The 17,648-nt window shown below is 67.2% G+C and carries 18 protein-coding genes and 2 tRNA genes; 8 read left to right on the top strand and 12 right to left on the bottom strand.

What is annotated here, in order from left to right; genetic code table 11:
- Nucleotides 1-199: 199 nt before the first annotated feature.
- From ndk to EV648_RS26750, 3 genes are all read right to left on the bottom strand, one after another.
- Nucleotides 200-610: a nucleoside-diphosphate kinase gene (gene ndk, locus EV648_RS26740; protein WP_132197547.1), complete on the bottom strand. Its 411-nt coding sequence runs from the start codon at nt 608-610 to the stop codon at nt 200-202.
- Between the two features lie 173 nt (nt 611-783).
- Nucleotides 784-1,146 (bottom strand): DUF4233 domain-containing protein, encoded by a 363-nt coding sequence (locus EV648_RS26745; protein ID WP_132297369.1) that lies wholly within the window; start codon nt 1,144-1,146, stop codon nt 784-786.
- Nucleotides 1,143-2,516, bottom strand: a complete 1,374-nt coding sequence (locus tag EV648_RS26750; RefSeq protein ID WP_132297372.1) for a folylpolyglutamate synthase/dihydrofolate synthase family protein — start codon at nt 2,514-2,516, stop codon at nt 1,143-1,145. Before EV648_RS26750 ends, EV648_RS26745 begins: the two co-directional genes overlap by 4 nt.
- Before the next feature lie 72 nt (nt 2,517-2,588).
- On the opposite strand from EV648_RS26750, the gene valS reads away from it, so the two are divergent.
- From valS to EV648_RS26765, 3 genes are all read left to right on the top strand, one after another.
- Nucleotides 2,589-5,129 carry a valine--tRNA ligase gene (gene valS / locus EV648_RS26755; RefSeq protein WP_132297375.1) on the top strand — a complete coding sequence of 847 codons (2,541 nt, stop codon included), beginning with the start codon at nt 2,589-2,591 and terminating at the stop codon, nt 5,127-5,129.
- A gap of 1,117 nt (nt 5,130-6,246) precedes the next feature.
- Nucleotides 6,247-6,861 carry a hypothetical protein gene (locus tag EV648_RS26760; protein WP_132297378.1) on the top strand — a complete coding sequence of 205 codons (615 nt, stop codon included), beginning with the start codon at nt 6,247-6,249 and terminating at the stop codon, nt 6,859-6,861.
- A 68-nt stretch (nt 6,862-6,929) separates the two neighbouring features.
- On the top strand, nt 6,930-7,358 hold the full coding sequence (locus tag EV648_RS26765) for a hypothetical protein (protein WP_241995622.1): 429 nt from the start codon (nt 6,930-6,932) through the stop codon (nt 7,356-7,358).
- A 457-nt stretch (nt 7,359-7,815) separates the two neighbouring features.
- Here EV648_RS26765 and clpX read toward each other — a convergent pair whose 3' ends face one another.
- The 5 genes from clpX to EV648_RS26790 form a co-directional block, all read right to left on the bottom strand.
- On the bottom strand, nt 7,816-9,111 hold the full coding sequence (gene clpX / locus EV648_RS26770) for an ATP-dependent Clp protease ATP-binding subunit ClpX (RefSeq protein WP_132297384.1): 1,296 nt from the start codon (nt 9,109-9,111) through the stop codon (nt 7,816-7,818).
- A 180-nt stretch (nt 9,112-9,291) separates the two neighbouring features.
- On the bottom strand, nt 9,292-9,903 hold the full coding sequence (locus EV648_RS26775) for an ATP-dependent Clp protease proteolytic subunit (RefSeq protein ID WP_132297387.1): 612 nt from the start codon (nt 9,901-9,903) through the stop codon (nt 9,292-9,294).
- Between the two features lie 28 nt (nt 9,904-9,931).
- The gene (locus EV648_RS26780; RefSeq protein WP_132297390.1) at nt 9,932-10,555 is read right to left on the bottom strand and encodes a ClpP family protease; all 624 of its coding nucleotides are present in this window, start codon (nt 10,553-10,555) and stop codon (nt 9,932-9,934) included.
- A gap of 355 nt (nt 10,556-10,910) precedes the next feature.
- Entirely contained in the window at nt 10,911-12,308 is a 1,398-nt protein-coding gene (gene tig / locus EV648_RS26785; protein ID WP_132297393.1) for a trigger factor, read from the bottom strand.
- A 77-nt stretch (nt 12,309-12,385) separates the two neighbouring features.
- Nucleotides 12,386-12,458 (bottom strand) — tRNA-Pro (locus EV648_RS26790).
- 125 nt (nt 12,459-12,583) lie between these two features.
- Here EV648_RS26790 and EV648_RS26795 point away from each other — a divergent pair.
- Nucleotides 12,584-12,657 (top strand) — tRNA-Gly (locus EV648_RS26795).
- A 91-nt stretch (nt 12,658-12,748) separates the two neighbouring features.
- Here EV648_RS26795 and EV648_RS26800 read toward each other — a convergent pair.
- The 3 genes from EV648_RS26800 to EV648_RS26805 all read right to left on the bottom strand — a co-directional run bounded on the left by EV648_RS26800 (nt 12,749) and on the right by EV648_RS26805 (nt 15,480).
- Entirely contained in the window at nt 12,749-13,912 is a 1,164-nt protein-coding gene (locus tag EV648_RS26800; RefSeq protein WP_199234840.1) for a tyrosine-type recombinase/integrase, read from the bottom strand.
- A 64-nt stretch (nt 13,913-13,976) separates the two neighbouring features.
- Complete coding sequence (locus EV648_RS45280; protein ID WP_199234841.1) at nt 13,977-14,108, bottom strand: excisionase family DNA-binding protein; 132 nt, start codon at nt 14,106-14,108, stop codon at nt 13,977-13,979.
- A 19-nt stretch (nt 14,109-14,127) separates the two neighbouring features.
- Nucleotides 14,128-15,480, bottom strand: a complete 1,353-nt coding sequence (locus EV648_RS26805) for a replication initiator (RefSeq protein ID WP_132297396.1) — start codon at nt 15,478-15,480, stop codon at nt 14,128-14,130.
- On the opposite strand from EV648_RS26805, the gene EV648_RS26810 reads away from it, so the two are divergent.
- The 4 genes from EV648_RS26810 to EV648_RS26820 are packed head-to-tail and all read left to right on the top strand — an operon-like array spanning nt 15,474 to nt 17,346.
- Entirely contained in the window at nt 15,474-16,226 is a 753-nt protein-coding gene (locus tag EV648_RS26810; RefSeq protein WP_132297399.1) for a GntR family transcriptional regulator, read from the top strand. The genes EV648_RS26805 and EV648_RS26810 overlap by 7 nt on opposite strands.
- Nucleotides 16,223-16,351 carry a hypothetical protein gene (locus EV648_RS44820; RefSeq protein WP_255512874.1) on the top strand — a complete coding sequence of 43 codons (129 nt, stop codon included), beginning with the start codon at nt 16,223-16,225 and terminating at the stop codon, nt 16,349-16,351. Before EV648_RS26810 ends, EV648_RS44820 begins: the two co-directional genes overlap by 4 nt.
- Before the next feature lie 21 nt (nt 16,352-16,372).
- Nucleotides 16,373-16,846: an N-acetyltransferase gene (locus EV648_RS26815; protein ID WP_255512876.1), complete on the top strand. Its 474-nt coding sequence runs from the start codon at nt 16,373-16,375 to the stop codon at nt 16,844-16,846.
- On the top strand, nt 16,846-17,346 hold the full coding sequence (locus tag EV648_RS26820; RefSeq protein ID WP_132297402.1) for a hypothetical protein: 501 nt from the start codon (nt 16,846-16,848) through the stop codon (nt 17,344-17,346). The genes EV648_RS26815 and EV648_RS26820 overlap by 1 nt, the downstream gene beginning before the upstream one ends.
- A 54-nt stretch (nt 17,347-17,400) precedes the next feature.
- On the opposite strand, the gene EV648_RS42715 is transcribed toward EV648_RS26820, so the two are convergent.
- Entirely contained in the window at nt 17,401-17,556 is a 156-nt protein-coding gene (locus tag EV648_RS42715; RefSeq protein ID WP_158294070.1) for a hypothetical protein, read from the bottom strand.
- Between the last annotated feature and the right edge of the window lie 92 nt (nt 17,557-17,648).

A 17,648-nucleotide genomic window follows, 5' to 3' on the forward strand; every position in this document is an offset into this window, starting at 1 on the left:
GACTGCCGGTCGGTGTCGGGCGCGGGTCGGCGTACGGAACGACAGGTAGTACTGCGCTCTGGCGCGCCCCGATCGACCTCGGTGAGCGTGGAGGTTGACGTCGCGAGCGCTCCCGGCCACCCCGCGACCACCTGGTACTCACGAGCGGCGACGCAGGAGCCGCGATCGAGGTACGAGGCGGGCGGACCGGAGTACAGGGTCAGGGCAGGTCGGGGAACCAGATCTTGATCTCGCGGGAGGCGGACTCCGGGGAGTCGGAGCCGTGGACGAGGTTCTCGCGGTTGGAGAGGGAGAGGTCGCCGCGGATGGTGCCGGGAGCTGCCTTGCGGCCATCGGTGGCGCCGTTCAGGGCTCGGACCACCTCGACCGCCTCGTCACCCTCGAGGACCAGGGCTACCAGCGGGCCGCTGGTGACGAAGGCGCGGAGCGGCGGGTAGAAGTCGCGCTCGACGTGCTCGGCGTAGTGCTGGTCGGCCTGTTCGCCGTCGATCGTGCGCAGGTCCATCGCGACGATGGACAGGCCCTTCGCCTCGAAGCGGCCGAGGACCTCCCCGACCAGGCCACGGCGTACCGTGTCGGGCTTCAGCAGGACGAGGGTGCGCTGCGACATGTCTGTTCAACTCCGGGGTTTCTAGGCGGCCTTTCGCCGCTGAGCCTATCGATCACAACTTTTCACACGGATGGCGCATCTAGCAGGTAGCGGGGAAGGCGAGGGGGGCTTGCCGACTCTGTCGCGATGGGTTGCGAGCCGGCGTCACTGCCTCAAAGTGGCGCCGGCTCGCGTCAGCTCGGTTCTTCCTGCGCCGGCCCGCCTTGAGCGGACTGGGCCTGCGCCGCCTTCGCCTCGTCGATCCGCTTCCCGAGCACGATCGCCATCACCCAGAACGTGCCGAAGGCCAGACCGAGCGCGAACATCACCGGTACGACGAAGCCGAGGCCGACCGCCGCGACCTGGATGATCCAGCCCAGCACATAGCCGACCTGGGTCCGGAGCAGCCCGGCGGCGACGACAGCCAGTACTGCGAGCCCAAGGCACAGCGGGATCGCAATACTGGGTTCGACGTCCGCGACCGAGATCATCACGGGCGTGGCGAGGGCGAGCACGAGCGCCTCGAAGCCCAGCACGATCGACGCGAGCGATCTCATCGCGACTGCTCCTGGGACCGTGACCGGTCCTTGCGGACGAGCAGCGAGCGGGCCTCACCCGCGGTGATCACCGAGCCGGTGATCAGGACGCCGCCGGTGCCCATCGCGAGCGCGTTCTCCTCGGCCAGCCGGATCGCGTCGTCGATCGCGTCGATCAGCTTCGGCCGGACCAGTACCCGGTCCTCGCCGAAGATCTCCGCGGCGAGCTCGCCCAGCTCCTCGGCCGGCATCGACCGCTCGGCGAACGAGTTCCGGGTGCAGACGACCGTCTCCATGATCGGCTCGTACGCCTCGAGGAGGCCGTACACGTCCTTGTCCTTCATACAACCCAGTACGCCGATCAGCGGCTGGAACGCGAACGCCTCGGTCACGGTGGCGGCGGTCGCCTCGGCGCCGTGCGGGTTGTGCGCCGCGTCGACGATCACCGTCGGGCTGGTCCGCACGACCTCCATCCGGCCCGGGCTCGTCACCTCGGCGAACCCGGCCTCGACCAGATCGTTGGTGATCCGGTCCTCGGTCTGCGCGCCGGAGCCGAGCAGCGCCTCGACGGCCGCAAGGGCGGTCGCCGCGTTGTGGGCCTGGTACTCGCCGTGCAGCGGGAGGAACACGTCCTCGTACTCGCCGCCGAGCCCCTTGAACGACACCAGTTGACCGCCGACCGCCACGGAGCGCGCTGTGACGCCGAACTCCAGTCCCTCCCGCGCGACCTGGGCGCCGACCTCGGCCGCCCGGCGGAGCAGTACCTCGAACACCTCGAGGCTCTGCTGCGAGATCACCGCCGTACCGCCCGGCTTGATGATCCCGGCCTTGTCCTGCGCGATGGTGACGGGATCGGCGCCGAGGATGTGCGCGTGGTCGACCGCGACCGGGGTGATCACCGAGACGGTGCCGTCGGCGACGTTCGTCGAGTCCCAGGTGCCGCCGAGGCCGACCTCGACCACCGCGACGTCGACGGGCGCGTCCGCGAACGCCGCGAACGCCATACCGGTCATCACCTCGAAGAAGGACAGCGGGTGCTCGTTCTCGGAGTCCACCACGTTCACGTACGGCTCGATCTCGGTGTAGACCTCGACGAACCGCTGCTCGTCGATCGGCTCGCCGTTGAGCGTGATCCGCTCCCGGACCGACTCCAGGTGCGGGCTGGTGAACCGCCCGGTCCGCAGCCCGGCCTCCTGCAGCAGCGAGTCGATCATCCGCGCCGTGGAGGTCTTGCCGTTGGTACCGGTCAGGTGGACCACGGGGTACGTCTTCTGCGGATCGCCGAGCAACTCGACGAGCCGCCGGATGCGGTCCAGCGTGGGTGAGATCTTGTGCTCCGGCCAACGGGCCTGGAGCCGCGCCGACACTTCGGCAAACGAAAGGTCGCTCATCAGGGGGCCAGTCTAGGAGGGGGTGTGGATAACCGGTCGGAAGCACCCCTTGACAACCACTACGATTGGCGCATGACCGAAACGTCCCGTGTTCCTGACAAGCCCACCCTCGAAGGCCTCGAGGAGAAATGGGCTGCCGTATGGAAGGAACAGGAGACGTACGCGTTCGACCGGACCGCCGAGCGCGCCGACGTCTTCTCGATCGACACCCCGCCGCCGACGGTCTCCGGCTCGCTGCACGTCGGGCACATCTTCAGCTACACCCACACCGACCTGGTCGCGCGGTACCAGCGGATGCGCGGGAAGAACGTCTTCTACCCGATCGGCTGGGATGACAACGGCCTGCCGACCGAGCGGCGGGTGCAGAACTTCTACGGCGTCCGCTGCGACCCGTCGCTGCCCTACGACCTGGACTTCACCCCGCCGGCCAAGCCGGACGCGAAGAAGCAGATCCCGATCAGCCGCCGGAACTTCGTCGACCTGTGCGGCGAGCTGACCCACATCGACGAGCAGGCGTTCGAGTCGATGTGGCGCCGGGTCGGCCTGAGCGTCGACTGGTCGTACCTCTACACGACCATCTCCGAGGACTCACGCCGTACTTCGCAGCGCGCCTTCCTGCGCAACTTCGCCCGCGGTGAGGCCTACCTGGCCGAGGCCCCGACGATGTGGGACGTCACGTTCCAGACCGCCGTCGCCCAGGCCGAGCTGGAAGCCCGTCCGTATCCCGGCGCATTCCACCGGATCGCCTTCCACGGCGCCTCCGGTCCCATCTACATCGAGACCACCCGGCCCGAGCTGATCCCGGCCTGCGTCGCGCTGATCGCGCACCCGTCCGACGAGCGCTACAAGGATCTCTTCGGTACCACGGTCCGCTCGCCGCTGTTCGACGTCGAGGTGCCGGTCCTCGCGCATGAGCTGGCTGAGCCGGACAAGGGCGCCGGCATCGCGATGTGCTGCACGTTCGGCGACCTCACGGACGTCCAGTGGTGGCGCGAGCTCCAGCTCCCGGTCCGAACGGTCATCGGCCGCGACGGCCGGCTGCTGCGCGAGACCCCGGAGTGGCTGGAGGGCTCGGAGCTGTACGCCGAGCTTGCGGGCAAGACCGTCTTCAGCGCACGCGAGCTGATCGTGCAGAAGTTGCGCGAGAGCGGCGACCTCGACGGTGAGCCCAAGCCGACGGAGCGGATGGCGAACTTCTACGAGAAGGGCGACAAGCCGCTCGAGATCGTCTCCACCCGGCAGTGGTACATCAAGAACGGTGGCCGTGACGCCGACCTGAAGGCCGAGTTCATCGAGCGGGGCAACGAGCTCGCCTGGGTCCCCGAGCACATGAAGCACCGGTACCTGAACTGGGTCGAGGGGCTGAACGGCGACTGGCTGGTCTCCCGCCAGCGCTTCTTCGGCGTGCCCTTCCCGGCCTGGTACCCGATCGACAAGGACGGCGAGGCGGACTACGACCACCCGCTGATGCCGAGCGAGACCGATCTGCCGATCGACCCGACCTCGCAGGTCCCCGGCGGGTACGACGAGTCGCAGCGCGGCAAGCCCGGTGGCTTCGCGGCGGACCCGGATGTGATGGACACCTGGGCCACTTCGTCACTCACCCCGCAGATCGTCTGCGGCTGGGAGCGGGACGAGGACTTGTTCAAGCGAACCTTCCCGATGGACCTGAACACGCACGCGCACGAGATCATCCGGACCTGGCTGTTCTCCCGCGTCGTCCGGGCTCAGTTCGAGAATGGCACGCTCCCTTGGGCGCGCTCGATGATCTCCGGCTTCGTCGTCGATCCCGACCGCAAGAAGATCAGCAAGTCCAAGGGCAACACGATCCTGCCCGACGAGGTGCTGAAGAAGTACGGCTCGGACGCGGTTCGCTGGCGCGCGGCGATGGCCCGGCCGGGTCTGGACTCGCCGTTCGACGAGTCGCAGATGAAGGTCGGCCGGCGGCTCGCGATCAAGGTCCTGAACGCCTCGAAGTTCGTGCTCAGCTTCGGCGCCACCACCGTGGATGCCGCTGCCGTGACGCAGCCCGTCGACCTGGCGATGCTCGCTCAACTGCGCACGGTCGTCGACACCGCGACGAAGGCGTTCGAGAACTACGACTACACCGGGGCCCTCGAGGCCACGGAGCGGTTCTTCTGGACGTTCTGCGACGACTACGTGGAACTGGTGAAGGAGCGCGCGTATGGCGGACATGGTGAGGCCGGGGCCGAATCGGCCAAGGCCGCGCTCGCCGTCGCGCTGTCGGTCCAGCTGCGCCTACTCGCGCCGTACCTGCCGTTCGCGACCGAAGAGGTCTGGTCGTGGTGGCAGGAGGGCTCGATCCACCTGACCTCCTGGCCGGTCGCGTCCGTGGACGTCGCCACCCCGGAGCACGACCCGCGGGTCCTCGACGCTGTGGCCGAGGTCCTGGCCGGGATCCGCGGTGCCAAGTCCACCGCCCAGGTCTCGATGAAGACCGAGGTCTCCAAGGTCGAGGTCAGCGGCCCCGCCGACCGCCTCGCCCTCGCCGCGCAGGCTGAGGTCGACCTGCGCGCCGCAGGCCGGATCACCGGCGAGATCGTCTGGAGCTCCGACGAATCCGACACCGTCTCGGTCACCGCGACCCTCTGACGTTGGGCCCGACCGACCGATCTTCGTCGACCGGCTGACCTTGGTCGACCGGCTGACCTGTTCGACGGCCGATCGCAGCCTGGTAGCGCCCGCTTCTCGGAGGCGGGCGCTACTGCCGCGAAACAACCGACTACGCTGCGGAACCAGTTTGTCCCGATATGGAACCATCGGGACCGACACCCCGGCCCCACCCTGGCGAGTCCGTCCGCGCCCCGAGGAGCATCCATGACCGACCCCACCACCCCTCCCCCCACGGACGACTCCTCCACCCCCCGCGCCCAGACAACGCCGCCGGCCGACGCGACCACCCCGCCGGCCAGGAAGGTCACCCCGCGCCGCCGTACCAGCAAGAACGCGGCCCCCAAGCCAGCCGAAACCCCCGCCTCCGCGGAAATCCCTGCCACCCCCGCAACGCCCGCCTCCGCGGACGTGCCTGGCACCGGCGCCGGACCGGCCTCCGACGCTGCTGCGGCACTCACCGCCGCCTCCGAGGCCGCACGCCCCACACCCGCAGCCGCTTCCCCCGAGAAGCCCGCCGCCCGCCCCCGAAAGCACCCCACTAAGAAGTCCCCCACCCCCGCCACACCCCCAGAACTCCCCTTCGACGAAACCCGCGCAACCGGAGTACCGGTAACTCCCGCAGGCACGCCGTCTGCCCAGCCTGCAACACCCAGCCAGCAGACGGCCGCCACCTCCCCGGCGAGCGCAGCCACAGGCACCCCAACCGACCCCACAGGCAGCCCAGCCCTTGGTACGACGCCTGCTCCGGCACTCGGCTCCCCAACCAGCCCAGTGACAGGTACACCGGCCGCCGCCGCAACCGGCTCAGCAAGCAACCCGGCACCCAGCACCCCGACCGGCGCTCCGACGAGGCCAGGCACAGGTACTGCGGGCACCAACCGAGCCGCTGCCCCGCCAACCCCGGCTACTGGCACGCCGACTGCTCCTGTACCTGGCGCATCCAGCACCACACCAAGCACACCGACCAGCTCCCCGACAGGTGCAGACGCAGGAACTCCGCCCGCTTCCGCAGCCAGCTCCCCCAACCGCCCAACAATCGGTACGCCTGCCCCCGGCGCCACCAGTAGGCCTGGCGCTGGCGCAGTTGGTACGCCGGGTGCTGGCGCAGCTGGTACGCCGGGAGCTGGCGCAGCTGGTACGCCGGGAGCTGGCGCAGCTGGTATGCCGGGAGCTGGTGTGCGTGGCTCCGGTGGAGCGGCAGGCGTGGCGGGTGGTTCTGCTGTGGCTGGGAGCGCCGGAGCCGGCGCCGGCGGCTCGGCTGCTGGAGGCAGCGCGGGCCGCTCGGCTGCTGGAGGTGCAGCTGTTGGAGGCGGGGGTGCTGGCAGGCCCGCGAAGGCTGGTGCTGGTGCTGGTCCTGCCGGTGGCGGTGGAGTGGTCGGGCGGGACATTGCGGCTGATGACACCCAGCCGATTGCTGCGCAGAGCGCTGGTTCGCACACCGCTGGCTCGACTGCAGGCGGTGGTTCTGGGCTCGGTGGTCCGTCTGCGGCCGGCGGCGCAACTGCTGGCGGTGGCTCTGGTCGCGGAGCTGCGGCTAGCGGTGGCTCTGGGGCCGGTGGTGGGGGTGGAGCCGGTGGTAAGGGTGGGGCTGTGGTTGAGGAGGCATCGGTTGTCGGGAAGGGGCATAAGCGGGCTGGTGGGAAGGGTGGTTGGGGGAAGCGGGTCTGGGGGCGGGTTCGGAAGATTCAGTGGCGGCGGAATCCCTGGGTGACTGTCGGGGCCATTTTGGTGGCTCTGGTGGTTATTGCCGGGTTTGGGTATTTCGCGGGGATCGGGCCGATGAATCGGTTGAACGCGGCGCGCGGGATCGAGCCGCCGGCGAAGCTGGCCGGGCTGGATCGGATCACGGATCCGGAGATCCGTGGGCAGTTGCAGCTCGACCAGACCAAGGAGGCGTTGAGCCGGATCAACGACGGGAAGCAGGCAACGGTCGAGGCGTACGGGAACCTCGACGGCAAGCGGCTGTTCGTCGTGATCGCGATGCGCGGAAGGGTCGACATCGACAAGACGGTCAAGGATTCCGGGGCGACACCTGACCAGGTCAAGGTCGTCGGGAAGTCCACCTGCGTCGAGTCGACCGACAACCTGCCGACCCAGTGCTACCGCGGTTCCAACACCCTGACGGTGATCGCCCAGGCAGCCAACGCCGACGCCGGCGTGAACGACGTCGGCCCCGTCGCCGACGAAGCCTTCACCGCCATGAAGTAACCCACCAGAAGTCGCGACACACAACGAGAACCGCCGGAGCCCAACAGACTCCGGCGGTTCTTGCGACTCAAGACCTCAAGCCTCAAGCCCTCAAACCCCGAGCCCACCCCACCGCTGCACACCAGCCGGCACGTCAGGCCGCACGACCGAACCACCGGACATTGCCGTGGGCAACGGATCGAACGCCCTCTGGTCCGGCCGACACGTCGCCCTGTCTGCCGATCGAGGCGTAGTCATCCTCGCGGTTGTTCCACTCCAGCAACCCCCTGCGGCAACTTGCCAGCGGCAACAGTCGCCGTACACCCGGCCGCGTCTTCCCAGCAGCAGTCGCCAACTCGGCGACGGTGGATCGTCATCAACGCTAGGCGGGCGGTCCCTCGGTCCCCACATCCACCACGAGAAGGAGGCCGGCACCCGCTTGTCAGCGGACACCGGCCCCTTTCGAAACACCAAGCGGTCAGGCGGTCTTCTCGCGCCGCTCCCGCTTCCGCTCGATCTGGTCCCGCGGGATCAGGGTCGGATTCACGTTCTCCAGCACGACCTCACCGGTGACGACGACCTTGGCCACGTCCTCACGGCTGGGCACCTCGTACATCACGTTGAGGAGCACCTCCTCCATGATGGCGCGCAGGCCGCGGGCGCCGGTGCCGCGCAGCAGCGCCTGGTCCGCGATCGCCTCGACCGCGTCGTCGCTGAACTCCAGCTCGACGTTGTCGATCTCGAAGAGCCGCCGGTACTGCTTGACCAGCGCGTTCTTCGGCTCGGACAGGATCTTCATCAGCGCGTCCCGGTCCAGCGGGGACACGGTGGTGATGACCGGAAGCCGGCCGATGAACTCGGGGATCAGGCCGAACTTCAGCAGGTCCTCCGGCATCACGTCGGAGTAGCCGCCGACCTCGCGGGGCTTCTCCGGCTCGCGCTTGGCGTTGAAGCCGAGCGTCTTCTTGCCGACCCGCTGCTCCACCATGTGGTCCAGGCCGGCGAACGCGCCGCCGACGATGAACAGCACGTTGGTGGTGTCGATCTGGATGAACTCCTGGTGCGGGTGCTTGCGGCCGCCCTGCGGCGGGACGCTGGCCGTGGTCCCTTCCAGGATCTTCAGCAGGGCCTGCTGCACGCCCTCGCCGGAGACGTCGCGGGTGATCGACGGGTTCTCGCTCTTGCGGGCGATCTTGTCGACCTCGTCGATGTAGATGATGCCGGTCTCGGCCTTCTTGACGTCGTAGTCAGCGGCCTGGATCAGCTTCAGCAGGATGTTCTCGACATCCTCGCCGACGTACCCCGCCTCGGTCAGCGCGGTGGCGTCCGCGATCGCGAACGGCACGTTCAGCATCCGCGCCAGGGTCTGGGCGAGGTACGTCTTGCCGCAGCCCGTCGGGCCGATCAGCAGGATGTTGGACTTCGCCAGCTCGACTGCCTCGTCCTTGGCGTGCCGACCGGCGCTCGAGGCGCCCTGACCGTCGCGGACCCGCTTGTAGTGGTTGTAGACCGCCACCGCGAGTGCCTTCTTCGCCACGTCCTGTCCGACGACGTAGGCATTGAGGAAGTCGTAGATCTCACGTGGCTTGGGCAGCTCCGTCAGACCGACCTCGGAGCCCTCGTTCAGCTCTTCCTCGATGATCTCGTTGCAGAGATCGATGCATTCGTCGCAGATGTAGACGCCGGGACCGGCGATGAGCTTCTTGACCTGCTTCTGACTCTTCCCGCAGAACGAGCATTTCAGCAGGTCGCCGCCGTCACCTATGCGTGCCACCGGGACAGATCCCTTCTCTGAGCAGTCGAACCGGGCTGTCGAACCCGAACAGGGCCCGGATCCCGGTTTCGACGGTACCGCGCCGAGGGCCGAAACGCTGCGCTCACCGACGCGTTGTGACTACGCCGGTGGCGAACGCCCGTCCCCCTTGACAGCACCGTCGAACCGGGGATGGGCCGGTCAGACGCCGGCCGGGACCGGGGCCTTGAGACTCTGCAGGATGTCGTCGATCAGGCCGTACTCGATGGCCTGCTCGGCGGTCAGGAACTTGTCCCGCTCGATGTCGCGGGAGACCTCTTCGAGCGGCTTGCCGCTGGCCTCGGCGATCATCGTCTCCAGCAGCGCACGGAGCCGAAGGATCTCGTTCGCCTGGATCTCGATGTCACTGGACTGGCCGTAGGTGCCCTCGGTGGCCGGCTGGTGAATGATGATCCGGCTGTTCGGCAGCGCGAGCCGCTTGCCCGGAGTACCGGCGGCCAGCAGCACCGCGGCGGCCGAGGCGGCCTGGCCGAGGCAGACCGTCTGCACGTCCGGCTTGATGTAGCGGATCGTGTCGTAGATCGCGGTCAGCGCCGTGAACGAACCACCGGGCGAGTTGATGTAGATGCTGATGTCCCGGTCGGAGTCCATCGCCTGCAGGCAGAGCAGTTGCGCCATCACGGCGTTGGCGATCTCGTCGGTGATCGGGGTGCCGAGGAAGATGATCCGGTCCTCGAACAGCTTGGTGTAGGGGTCGATCCGGCGCATGCCGTACGACGTGCGCTCCTCCCACTGCGGGATGAAGTAGTTCATGCGAGTTTCCTTACTACGGAGTGGGAGATCAGGAGTTGGGGCTGCCGCTGCTCAGCTGGGCTGCGCTGGCCACGACGTGGTCGATGAAGCCGTAGTCCTTCGCCTGCTCCGCGGTGAACCAGCGGTCGCGGTCGGCGTCGTTCTCGACCTGCTCCAGCGGCTGACTGGTGTGCTCCGCGATCAGGCGGAACAGCTGCGCCTTGATGTGCAGCGACTGCTCGGCCTGGATCTTGATGTCGGAGGCGGTTCCACCCATACCGCCGGACGGCTGGTGCATCATGATCCGCGCGTGCGGCAGGGCGAACCGCTTGTTCTTCGCGCCGGCGCAGAGCAGGAACTGCCCCATCGATGCGGCCAGGCCCATACCGACCGTGGCAACGTCGTTGGAGATGTACTGCATGGTGTCGTAGATCGCCATGCCCGAGTCCACCGAGCCACCCGGCGAGTTGATGTACAACCAGATGTCCTTGTTGGGGTCCTCGGCGTTGAGGAGCAGCATCTGAGCGCAGATCGCGTTCGCGTTGTCGTCGCGAACCTCGGACCCCAGGAAGATGATCCGGTTGCTCAGCAGGCGCTGGTAGATGTGGTCGTCGAGTCCGCCGGATCCGTTGCCGCCCGCGGCGGTGGGGCTGGCTGCAAATGTCTCGTTCACGAAGCCGACATTACTGGTCCGTGGCGACAGACCTAAGGGTGGTCGGCAAGTGTTCGCTCACGGCGCACTGTGTCTGCTCAGAGCGAATACGCCCGACCTCACCACGCACACACGACAGCCGACCCGAAGTCGTGCAGTTTCTTCCGCTTGCGGACCGCCGGTACTGCGGGGCCACGCGCCGTACGCGCGGCTCCTGGAGATCCGTCACCTTCGGCTTCATCAACCGACCCCTCTCGCGGTTGGGAAGAACAGCCGCAAAGGTAGGGACGGTCGCTTTCAGATCGCTTTCACCAACGAACTACGGCCCGGATCCAGCAGGATCCGGGCCGTAGGTAGTGCTCTGTGCAGGGCTTGGTCAGGCCTTCGCGGGCTCTTCCGCCGGGGCCGCGGCCTCGTCCGTGTCGGCCTGCTCCGCCTCCGGGTCGGCGTACGTGCCGTCCGGCTGCAGGGTCTTCAGCTCGACCTCGTTGCCGGAGGCGTCGGTGACCTTGGCGTTCTCGACCAGGTGCGCGAGCGCCTTGCCGCGGACGACCTCGGAGACCAGGCTCGGCACCAGGTTGTTCTCGACCGCGTGCTGGGCGAACTGGTCCGGGCTGACGCTGGAACGCTGCGCGTGCCGGACGATGTGCTCGGTCAACTCCTGGTCGTTGACGCTCAGCTCCTGCTGCTCGGCGACCATGTCGAGCACGAACTGGGCCTTGATCGCGTCCTCGGAGCGCTTCTTCAGGTCCTCGTCGAACTCTTCCTCGGTCTGCTCCTCACCCTCGAGGAACTGCGCGAAGGTCATCCCGGAGTAGCCGAGCTGCTGCTCGAGGTTCTCCCGGCGGGCCGCCAGCTCGTCGGTCAGCAGGCCCTCGGGAACCGGCACGTCGACCATCGTGAGGATCTTCTCGAGCACCGCGTCACGGGCGTCGCCGGCCTGCTCGAGGCGCTTGCCGCGCTCCAGCCGGCCGCGTACGTCGGCGGTCAGCTCCTCGGCGGTGTCGAACTCCGAGGCGGTCTGCGCGAAGTCGTCGTCGAACTCGGGCAGCTCCTGCTCCTTGACCGCGGTCACCTTGACCTCGACCTGGACGTCCTCGCCCTTGAGCTCGCCGCCGACCAGCTGGGTGGTGAAGGTGGCCGACTCGTCCGCGGACAGGCCGATGACGGCCTCGTCCAGGCCGTCGAGCAGCTGACCGCTGCCGACCTGGTACGACAGGCCGGTCGCCTGCGCCTCCTCGATCTTCTCGCCGTCCTTGGTGGCCGACAGGTCGATCGTGATGAAGTCCTTGTCCTGCACCGCGCGCTCGACCGGGTTCAGCGAGCCGAACCGCTGCCGCAGCGCCTCGATCTGCTCGGTCACCTCGTCGTCGCCGATCGCGATGTCGTCGACACCGGCCTCGATCCCGTCCAGGTCCGGCAGGGTGATCTCGGGACGGACCTCGACCTCGGCGGAGAACTGCAGGCTCTCCTTGTCGTTGAACTCGGTCACGTCGACCTCGGGCCTGCCGATCGCCTTGACCTGGTTGTCCTGGACGGCCTGCGAGTACAGCTTCGGCAGCGCGTCGTTGATGGCCTCTTCGAGAACCGGCCCACGACCGACCCGCTGGTCGATCACCTGCGGGGGAACCTTGCCCTTGCGGAAGCCCGGGACGACGATCTGCTGGGCGATGCTCTGGTACGCCGCGTCGAGGCTCGGCTTGAGCTCCTCGAACGGCACCTCGACGATGAGCCGGACCTTGGTCGGGCTCACGGACTCGACGGTGCTCTTCACGGTGGCGGTTCTCCTTGGTAGATGACGTTCACAGCCGGGGCCGGACAGGCCACGCTGCACGGTGCTGCTGGGGTTTGTCGGGGCGACAGGACTCGAACCTGCGGTCTCCTGCTCCCAAAGCAGGCGCGCTAGCCACTACGCTACGCCCCGCAGTGACCGCACGAGTCTAGTGGACGCGGACCAGTGCTCGCTCCACCACCCTCCCCGACCCCGGAATTGGGTCCGGACCGCAGGATGTGGAATCATGTCCGAGCGCTCGCCGACCGCGACCGCACGCGGGTGTAGCTCAATGGTAGAGCCCCAGTCTTCCAAACTGGCTACGCGAGTTCGATTCTCGTCACCCGCTCCACACGACGAAGGCCCAGGTCAGAGGCACAAAACCTCCGAACTGGGCCTTCCGGCTGTCTAGCCCAATCGGGCCTTGGGCGATTAGCGGGCGATTAGCGCGCCAGCGCCGGAAGCCCGGTCCCTCCCTCGTCGTCGCCCGGCTTGTTCTCCCGGGCGACCACCTCGTTCAGCGCAGCGGCGATCTCCCGCGCCCGCGCGTCGGTGTGATGCTGGTATATCAGCGCGGCACGCATCGACCCATGCCCCATCCGGTGCATCAGCTCCCTCGTGGATGCGCCACTCCTCGACGCCAGGTGATTACCGGTATGACGCAGATCGTGGAAGTGGAACCCGGCGGGCAGGCCGGCCTCTTTGACCTTGGCCGTCCACTTCACGGTTGAGCGCCAGCTCCCCCGCTTCGGCGTCCCCCCGCGCTCGCCGGTGAAGACAAGACTCTCAGCGTGCGGCTCGACGTACTTCACCAGGTGAACCCGCAATTCCTCGACCAGCACGGCCGGGATCGGGACGGTGCGGATGCCGGCAGCCGACTTGGGCCGCTTTGCCACCAGCCGTCCACCGCTCAGCTCCGCGAAACTCCGGTGAACGCTGATGGTCGCGTCGTCCAGGTCGATGTCCACTCGCCGAAGCGCGATCAGCTCGCCCCACCGAAGTCCGGTGAGCGCGGCGGCCAGGACGAACACCCGAAACCGGGGCCCGATGGCCTCAGCCAGGGCGTACACCTGCTTGACCGAGGCGACCGGCCGCTCAGCCCGGGCAGCGGTGTCAGCTCCCTTGATCCGGCACGGGTTCCGCTTGATCCGCTCATCGTCCACGGCGGTGGTCATGATGGCGCGAACCAGCCGGTACGCCTTGGCCACGGTGTCGGCTGACCGATCAGCATCCTGCAAGTCCTTCCGCCACTTGCGCACGGTCTCCGGCCCGATCTTGGCCAACTCCTTCTTCCCGAGGAACGGGTCGATATGCAGCCGGAGCAGCGCCTTGTACAGCTCCCGCGTGCGCGGACTCAGCTCGTGCTCGTCCACCCAGCTCGCGCCGAAGTTGCCGAACGAAATGCGGCCGAGGTCCGGGTCGTTCCATTCCCCCCGGATCAGGTCCGCCTCTCGCAGGGTCAGCCATCGCCCTGCCGAGGTCTCGTCCGGAAAGGTGCTGGGAGCGAAACGCCGGATGCCGTCCGGGCCGAGGTAGCTTGCCTGCCACCGGCCGGACTCCCGCCTCCGCACGTTCCCGAACTGGCGGTGACCAGGCTTGTTCCCCACTATGCCGCCCCTGCAATCAATCGGCTCGACCGTGTTCGCCTCGACGTACTCCCTGATGGCCGACTCAGGAACCCCGGACGTTGCGCCCCACCCTGACGAACCGGATGCGACGCTGTGCGATCAGACGTCGAGCAAGGCGTGCCGATGTCGCCCCGAGGTACGGTGCCGCCTCATCGACCGTCAACAGCCGTTCCATTTTGGTGATGTCCTCTCACTCATGCCGCACTCGTCGCAGTCGCTTGGTCAGTTGCCGAATGGGTGTCTCCGGGTGGCGATGTTCCGTCGCGCGCACGTTGTTTGGCTTGCTCGTATTCGGTGCGCCATCGGATGCGTTTGGTGATGGCGTAGGCCATGACTTCTTTGTGCGTTGGTACGTCTTCGTCACCAGGTCTGACCGGGGTCCACACGAACCGCGGTTGTTCGTCGTCGCTGGTGTTCTGGGTGACAGACAGTGCGTTCTGGTCTTCCATCTGGACGCCGGCAGCGGCCAGGGTCTGGCGGATGACTTCGGCGCGGTCGGCGCGGTGATCGGTCAGGGTCTTACCGGTCCATTGGCGAGAGACGAGCACGCGCCGGCCACCGACGCCGAGGTGCTGGCGGTCGTGCGCTTTGGCGTCACACGCGCCCGGCGTGACGTTGCCGTCGGCATCCTTCGGGGTGACGCCGTAGAGGAGCCAGTTCGCGCAGGTGGGCGAGCACGGTAGGACCTTGACCTGGTCGTGGAGGCGGATCATGTGGTCGAGCTGGGCCGGGTGGAGTTCGTCCGGGTCGTCGCCGTAGGTCTCCGCGATCGCTTTGCCGAGGTACTTGGTCAGGTAGCCGATGGCCTTGCCGACCTTGGACCGATTGCCGGTGTCGTCGTCGGCCACGATGCCCTTGTAGTCGAGCTGCGCACCGAACCGGACCACGTGCGCAGGCTCAGCGGCATCGTCGGCGGCCAGGTCGTCTAGTGCTTCGTCCCAGGTGGGCAGGAGAACGCCCGTAGCCGGGTCGAGGAACCGTCCGGACGGCTCGTCCCACACTGGCAGCTCTCGGCCCGCGTGAAGGCCGTACAAGACCGTTTCGTGGGAGGGCCACCAGACCTGGTGATAGGTAGCTTCGAGGACCTTGCGGACAACCTCGCGCGGGATGGTGCCACGCACAGCCGCATGAAGATGCGGCGCGAGTCGTTTCTGTGGCTCGACCACGGCGAAGTACTGGGCCTTGTACCCGGCGCAGCGACGCAGGTTCTGAATGAACCGGTCCACACCTTTCGCGAAGTGCAACGCGTCGAGCGCGGCCCGCCGGTAGTCATAGGTCTTGGGGTCGAGCGGAGTCGACAGCACCGGCGAGTCGGCGCTGTGGTGGACTCCGCAGCCGCACGGAACCAAACCCCTGCCAGGAACCCGGTAGGGCAGCCGGTGAGTCGGGCCGTAAGAATCGCAGGTGACAGTGAGGAACATCGACGGCCGGTAGGTCTTGCCGTTCGGCGCGTGGAACGTCTTGCCCAGAGTGCGCTTGTCCATCGGTACGCGCGGCAGGTCCGGCGCGTCTTGACGGCGGCGGGTCGAGCGGACCCGGCGTGTCACCTCATCGGCCGGCGTCTCGTCCGATCAAGGCCGGCGACCGCCTCCCGACCGAGCAGGAGCTGCGCGAGCAGTACGACGTATCGCGGAACACCGTCCGCCTCGCGCTCGGCTTGCTTCAGAACGAAGGCATGATCAGCAGCGTTCAGGGCAGGGGCACCGTCGTGCGCGAGCAGATAATGCTCACCTATCACGCGGCATGGGCCGAGAGTCGGGACCGTGCTGCCAGCGACCAGACGGACGCCTTCTACGCCGAGATGAAGGACCAAGGGCGCACGGGCGAGTACCGCGACTTTGAGATGCGGATCAAGCCAGCCAGTGTCCAGCTCGCAGCCCGTCTCAGGGTCGAGGAAGGCGATTCGCTCGTATCGCGTGCGATCAGCCGCTACGTCGATGGGCAGCCGTTCAGCCTGCAAGACAGCTACTACCCCATGGACATTGCGCAGGAGTGCGGCCTCATCACCCCACACGACGTACCGGGTGGAGTCATCCGCGCCATGGCCGCCAAGGGACACGCGGAGATCGGCTACGTAGACGAGCTAACCACCCGGATGCCACAGCCCGACGAGGCGCGGAAGCTCGGGCTAGGTACAGGCACGCCGGTCATGGTGTACGTGCGCACGACCTACAGTGAGGTTCGGCCGCTTCGGCTCACCCTGACGATCTTCCCGGGCGACAAGAACCGCGTGGTCTACGAGCTCGGCGACCTCCAGGCCTACACGCCCACCACGAACGGCGCGGCGTCGTGATCGTCGAGCAGGCGACCATAGGCGACCTGCCCGTCATCCTCGCGATGCGCCAGGAGGCGAGCGACTGGCTGGCCAAGAAGGGGATCGAACAGTGGGCTGTCGCATGGCCCAATCCCGAGGCCTAGGCCGAGCGCATCCTCTCCAGCATCCGCGCCGGCGAGACTTGGATGATCCGGACAGATGACGGCGAGACGGCAGCTACTGTCGCGCTCGATTCGTTCTCCGACCCTCAGCTCTGGGTACCGAGCGAGCAGGCCGAACCGGCGATGTATCTGCATCGGCTGATCGTCCGCCGCAAGTACGCCGGTCTCGGAGACGACATCATCGACTGGGCATGCAGGCGCGCCGGACAGCTCGGAAACCACTGGGTCCGCATCGACGTGTGGACCGACAACGTCGGCCTGCATCGCTACTACGAGGAACGCGGATTCAAGCATGTCCGGACACTCGATCTGGACTATCCGTCTGGCGCCCTTTTCCAGCGTCCTGCGACCGATTGGCGCGAGCAGACGGATTCCGACGCGCTTGCCCAGCAGCCGCAAGCCCTGCCAACGCGACGAGGACGATTCGAGAACCTTCAGCGCACCCTTTGGCCGGTGCCGAGCGAAGCGGTCATCTGATGCTGCAGATCGTCGCTGGCGCTGCCATCGGTGCACTGGCCACCTTGCTTGTCACTTGGTGGTCGAACCGCAACAGCGCAAGCCGCACAGCTCGACGTGAGACGTATCTCGACCTCCTCACCATGCTCCAGGCCGCGCTGCGTGTTCAGCAGTCGGCGGTGTATGACCACACTGCTCCGATGCCCGACATCATCAGCAATGACAAGATCGACCAGTTCAACGCTCGACTTGAGATCGACTCCTCGCCTCAGGTACGCGAGCTTGCTAAGGCCTCTTTCCAGCTCATCCATCGGTTCAACGTCTCGCATATGTTGAGGGTCCCGATTGACGTTGACGACCACGGCCTGTTTCATCACAGATTCGATCTCGTGCGGGGGGTCGATGAAGAGGCCGCAAGCCTGCATATTCGAATGTCACTCGGCAAACTCCACGACGACCTTCAGAGCGCGATTGATCGACTCGCACGCCGGGTGCGTTACGAAGTTCATGGAGCGAATTGATAGACAGCTCGCTTACCTGTGATCCGCCAACTGCGGCGCAGTACAACGCGTAGTTCACGCCCCGAACGTGACGCTGAGCAGGTACTTGTCCTCGTCGAGCACGATCAGCACCACGACCGGCACCGCCGGCCCAGCGAGAACCTCGAAGAGGCCGAACACGTCGAGCGCTTCGCGGTTGAGGGCGAACGCCTTCGCGAGCCGACCCATCACGCTGCCCAGACTGCCCGAAACAGAACCCGGTCACCAGACGTCAGCGAAAGCGCATCCAACACCCGCACAGAGCCACCGACAGAGCGCGACCG

The organism is Kribbella sp. VKM Ac-2568 (genome assembly GCF_004345365.1).
In the GTDB taxonomy this organism is placed as follows: Bacteria; Actinomycetota; Actinomycetes; order Propionibacteriales; family Kribbellaceae; genus Kribbella; species Kribbella orskensis.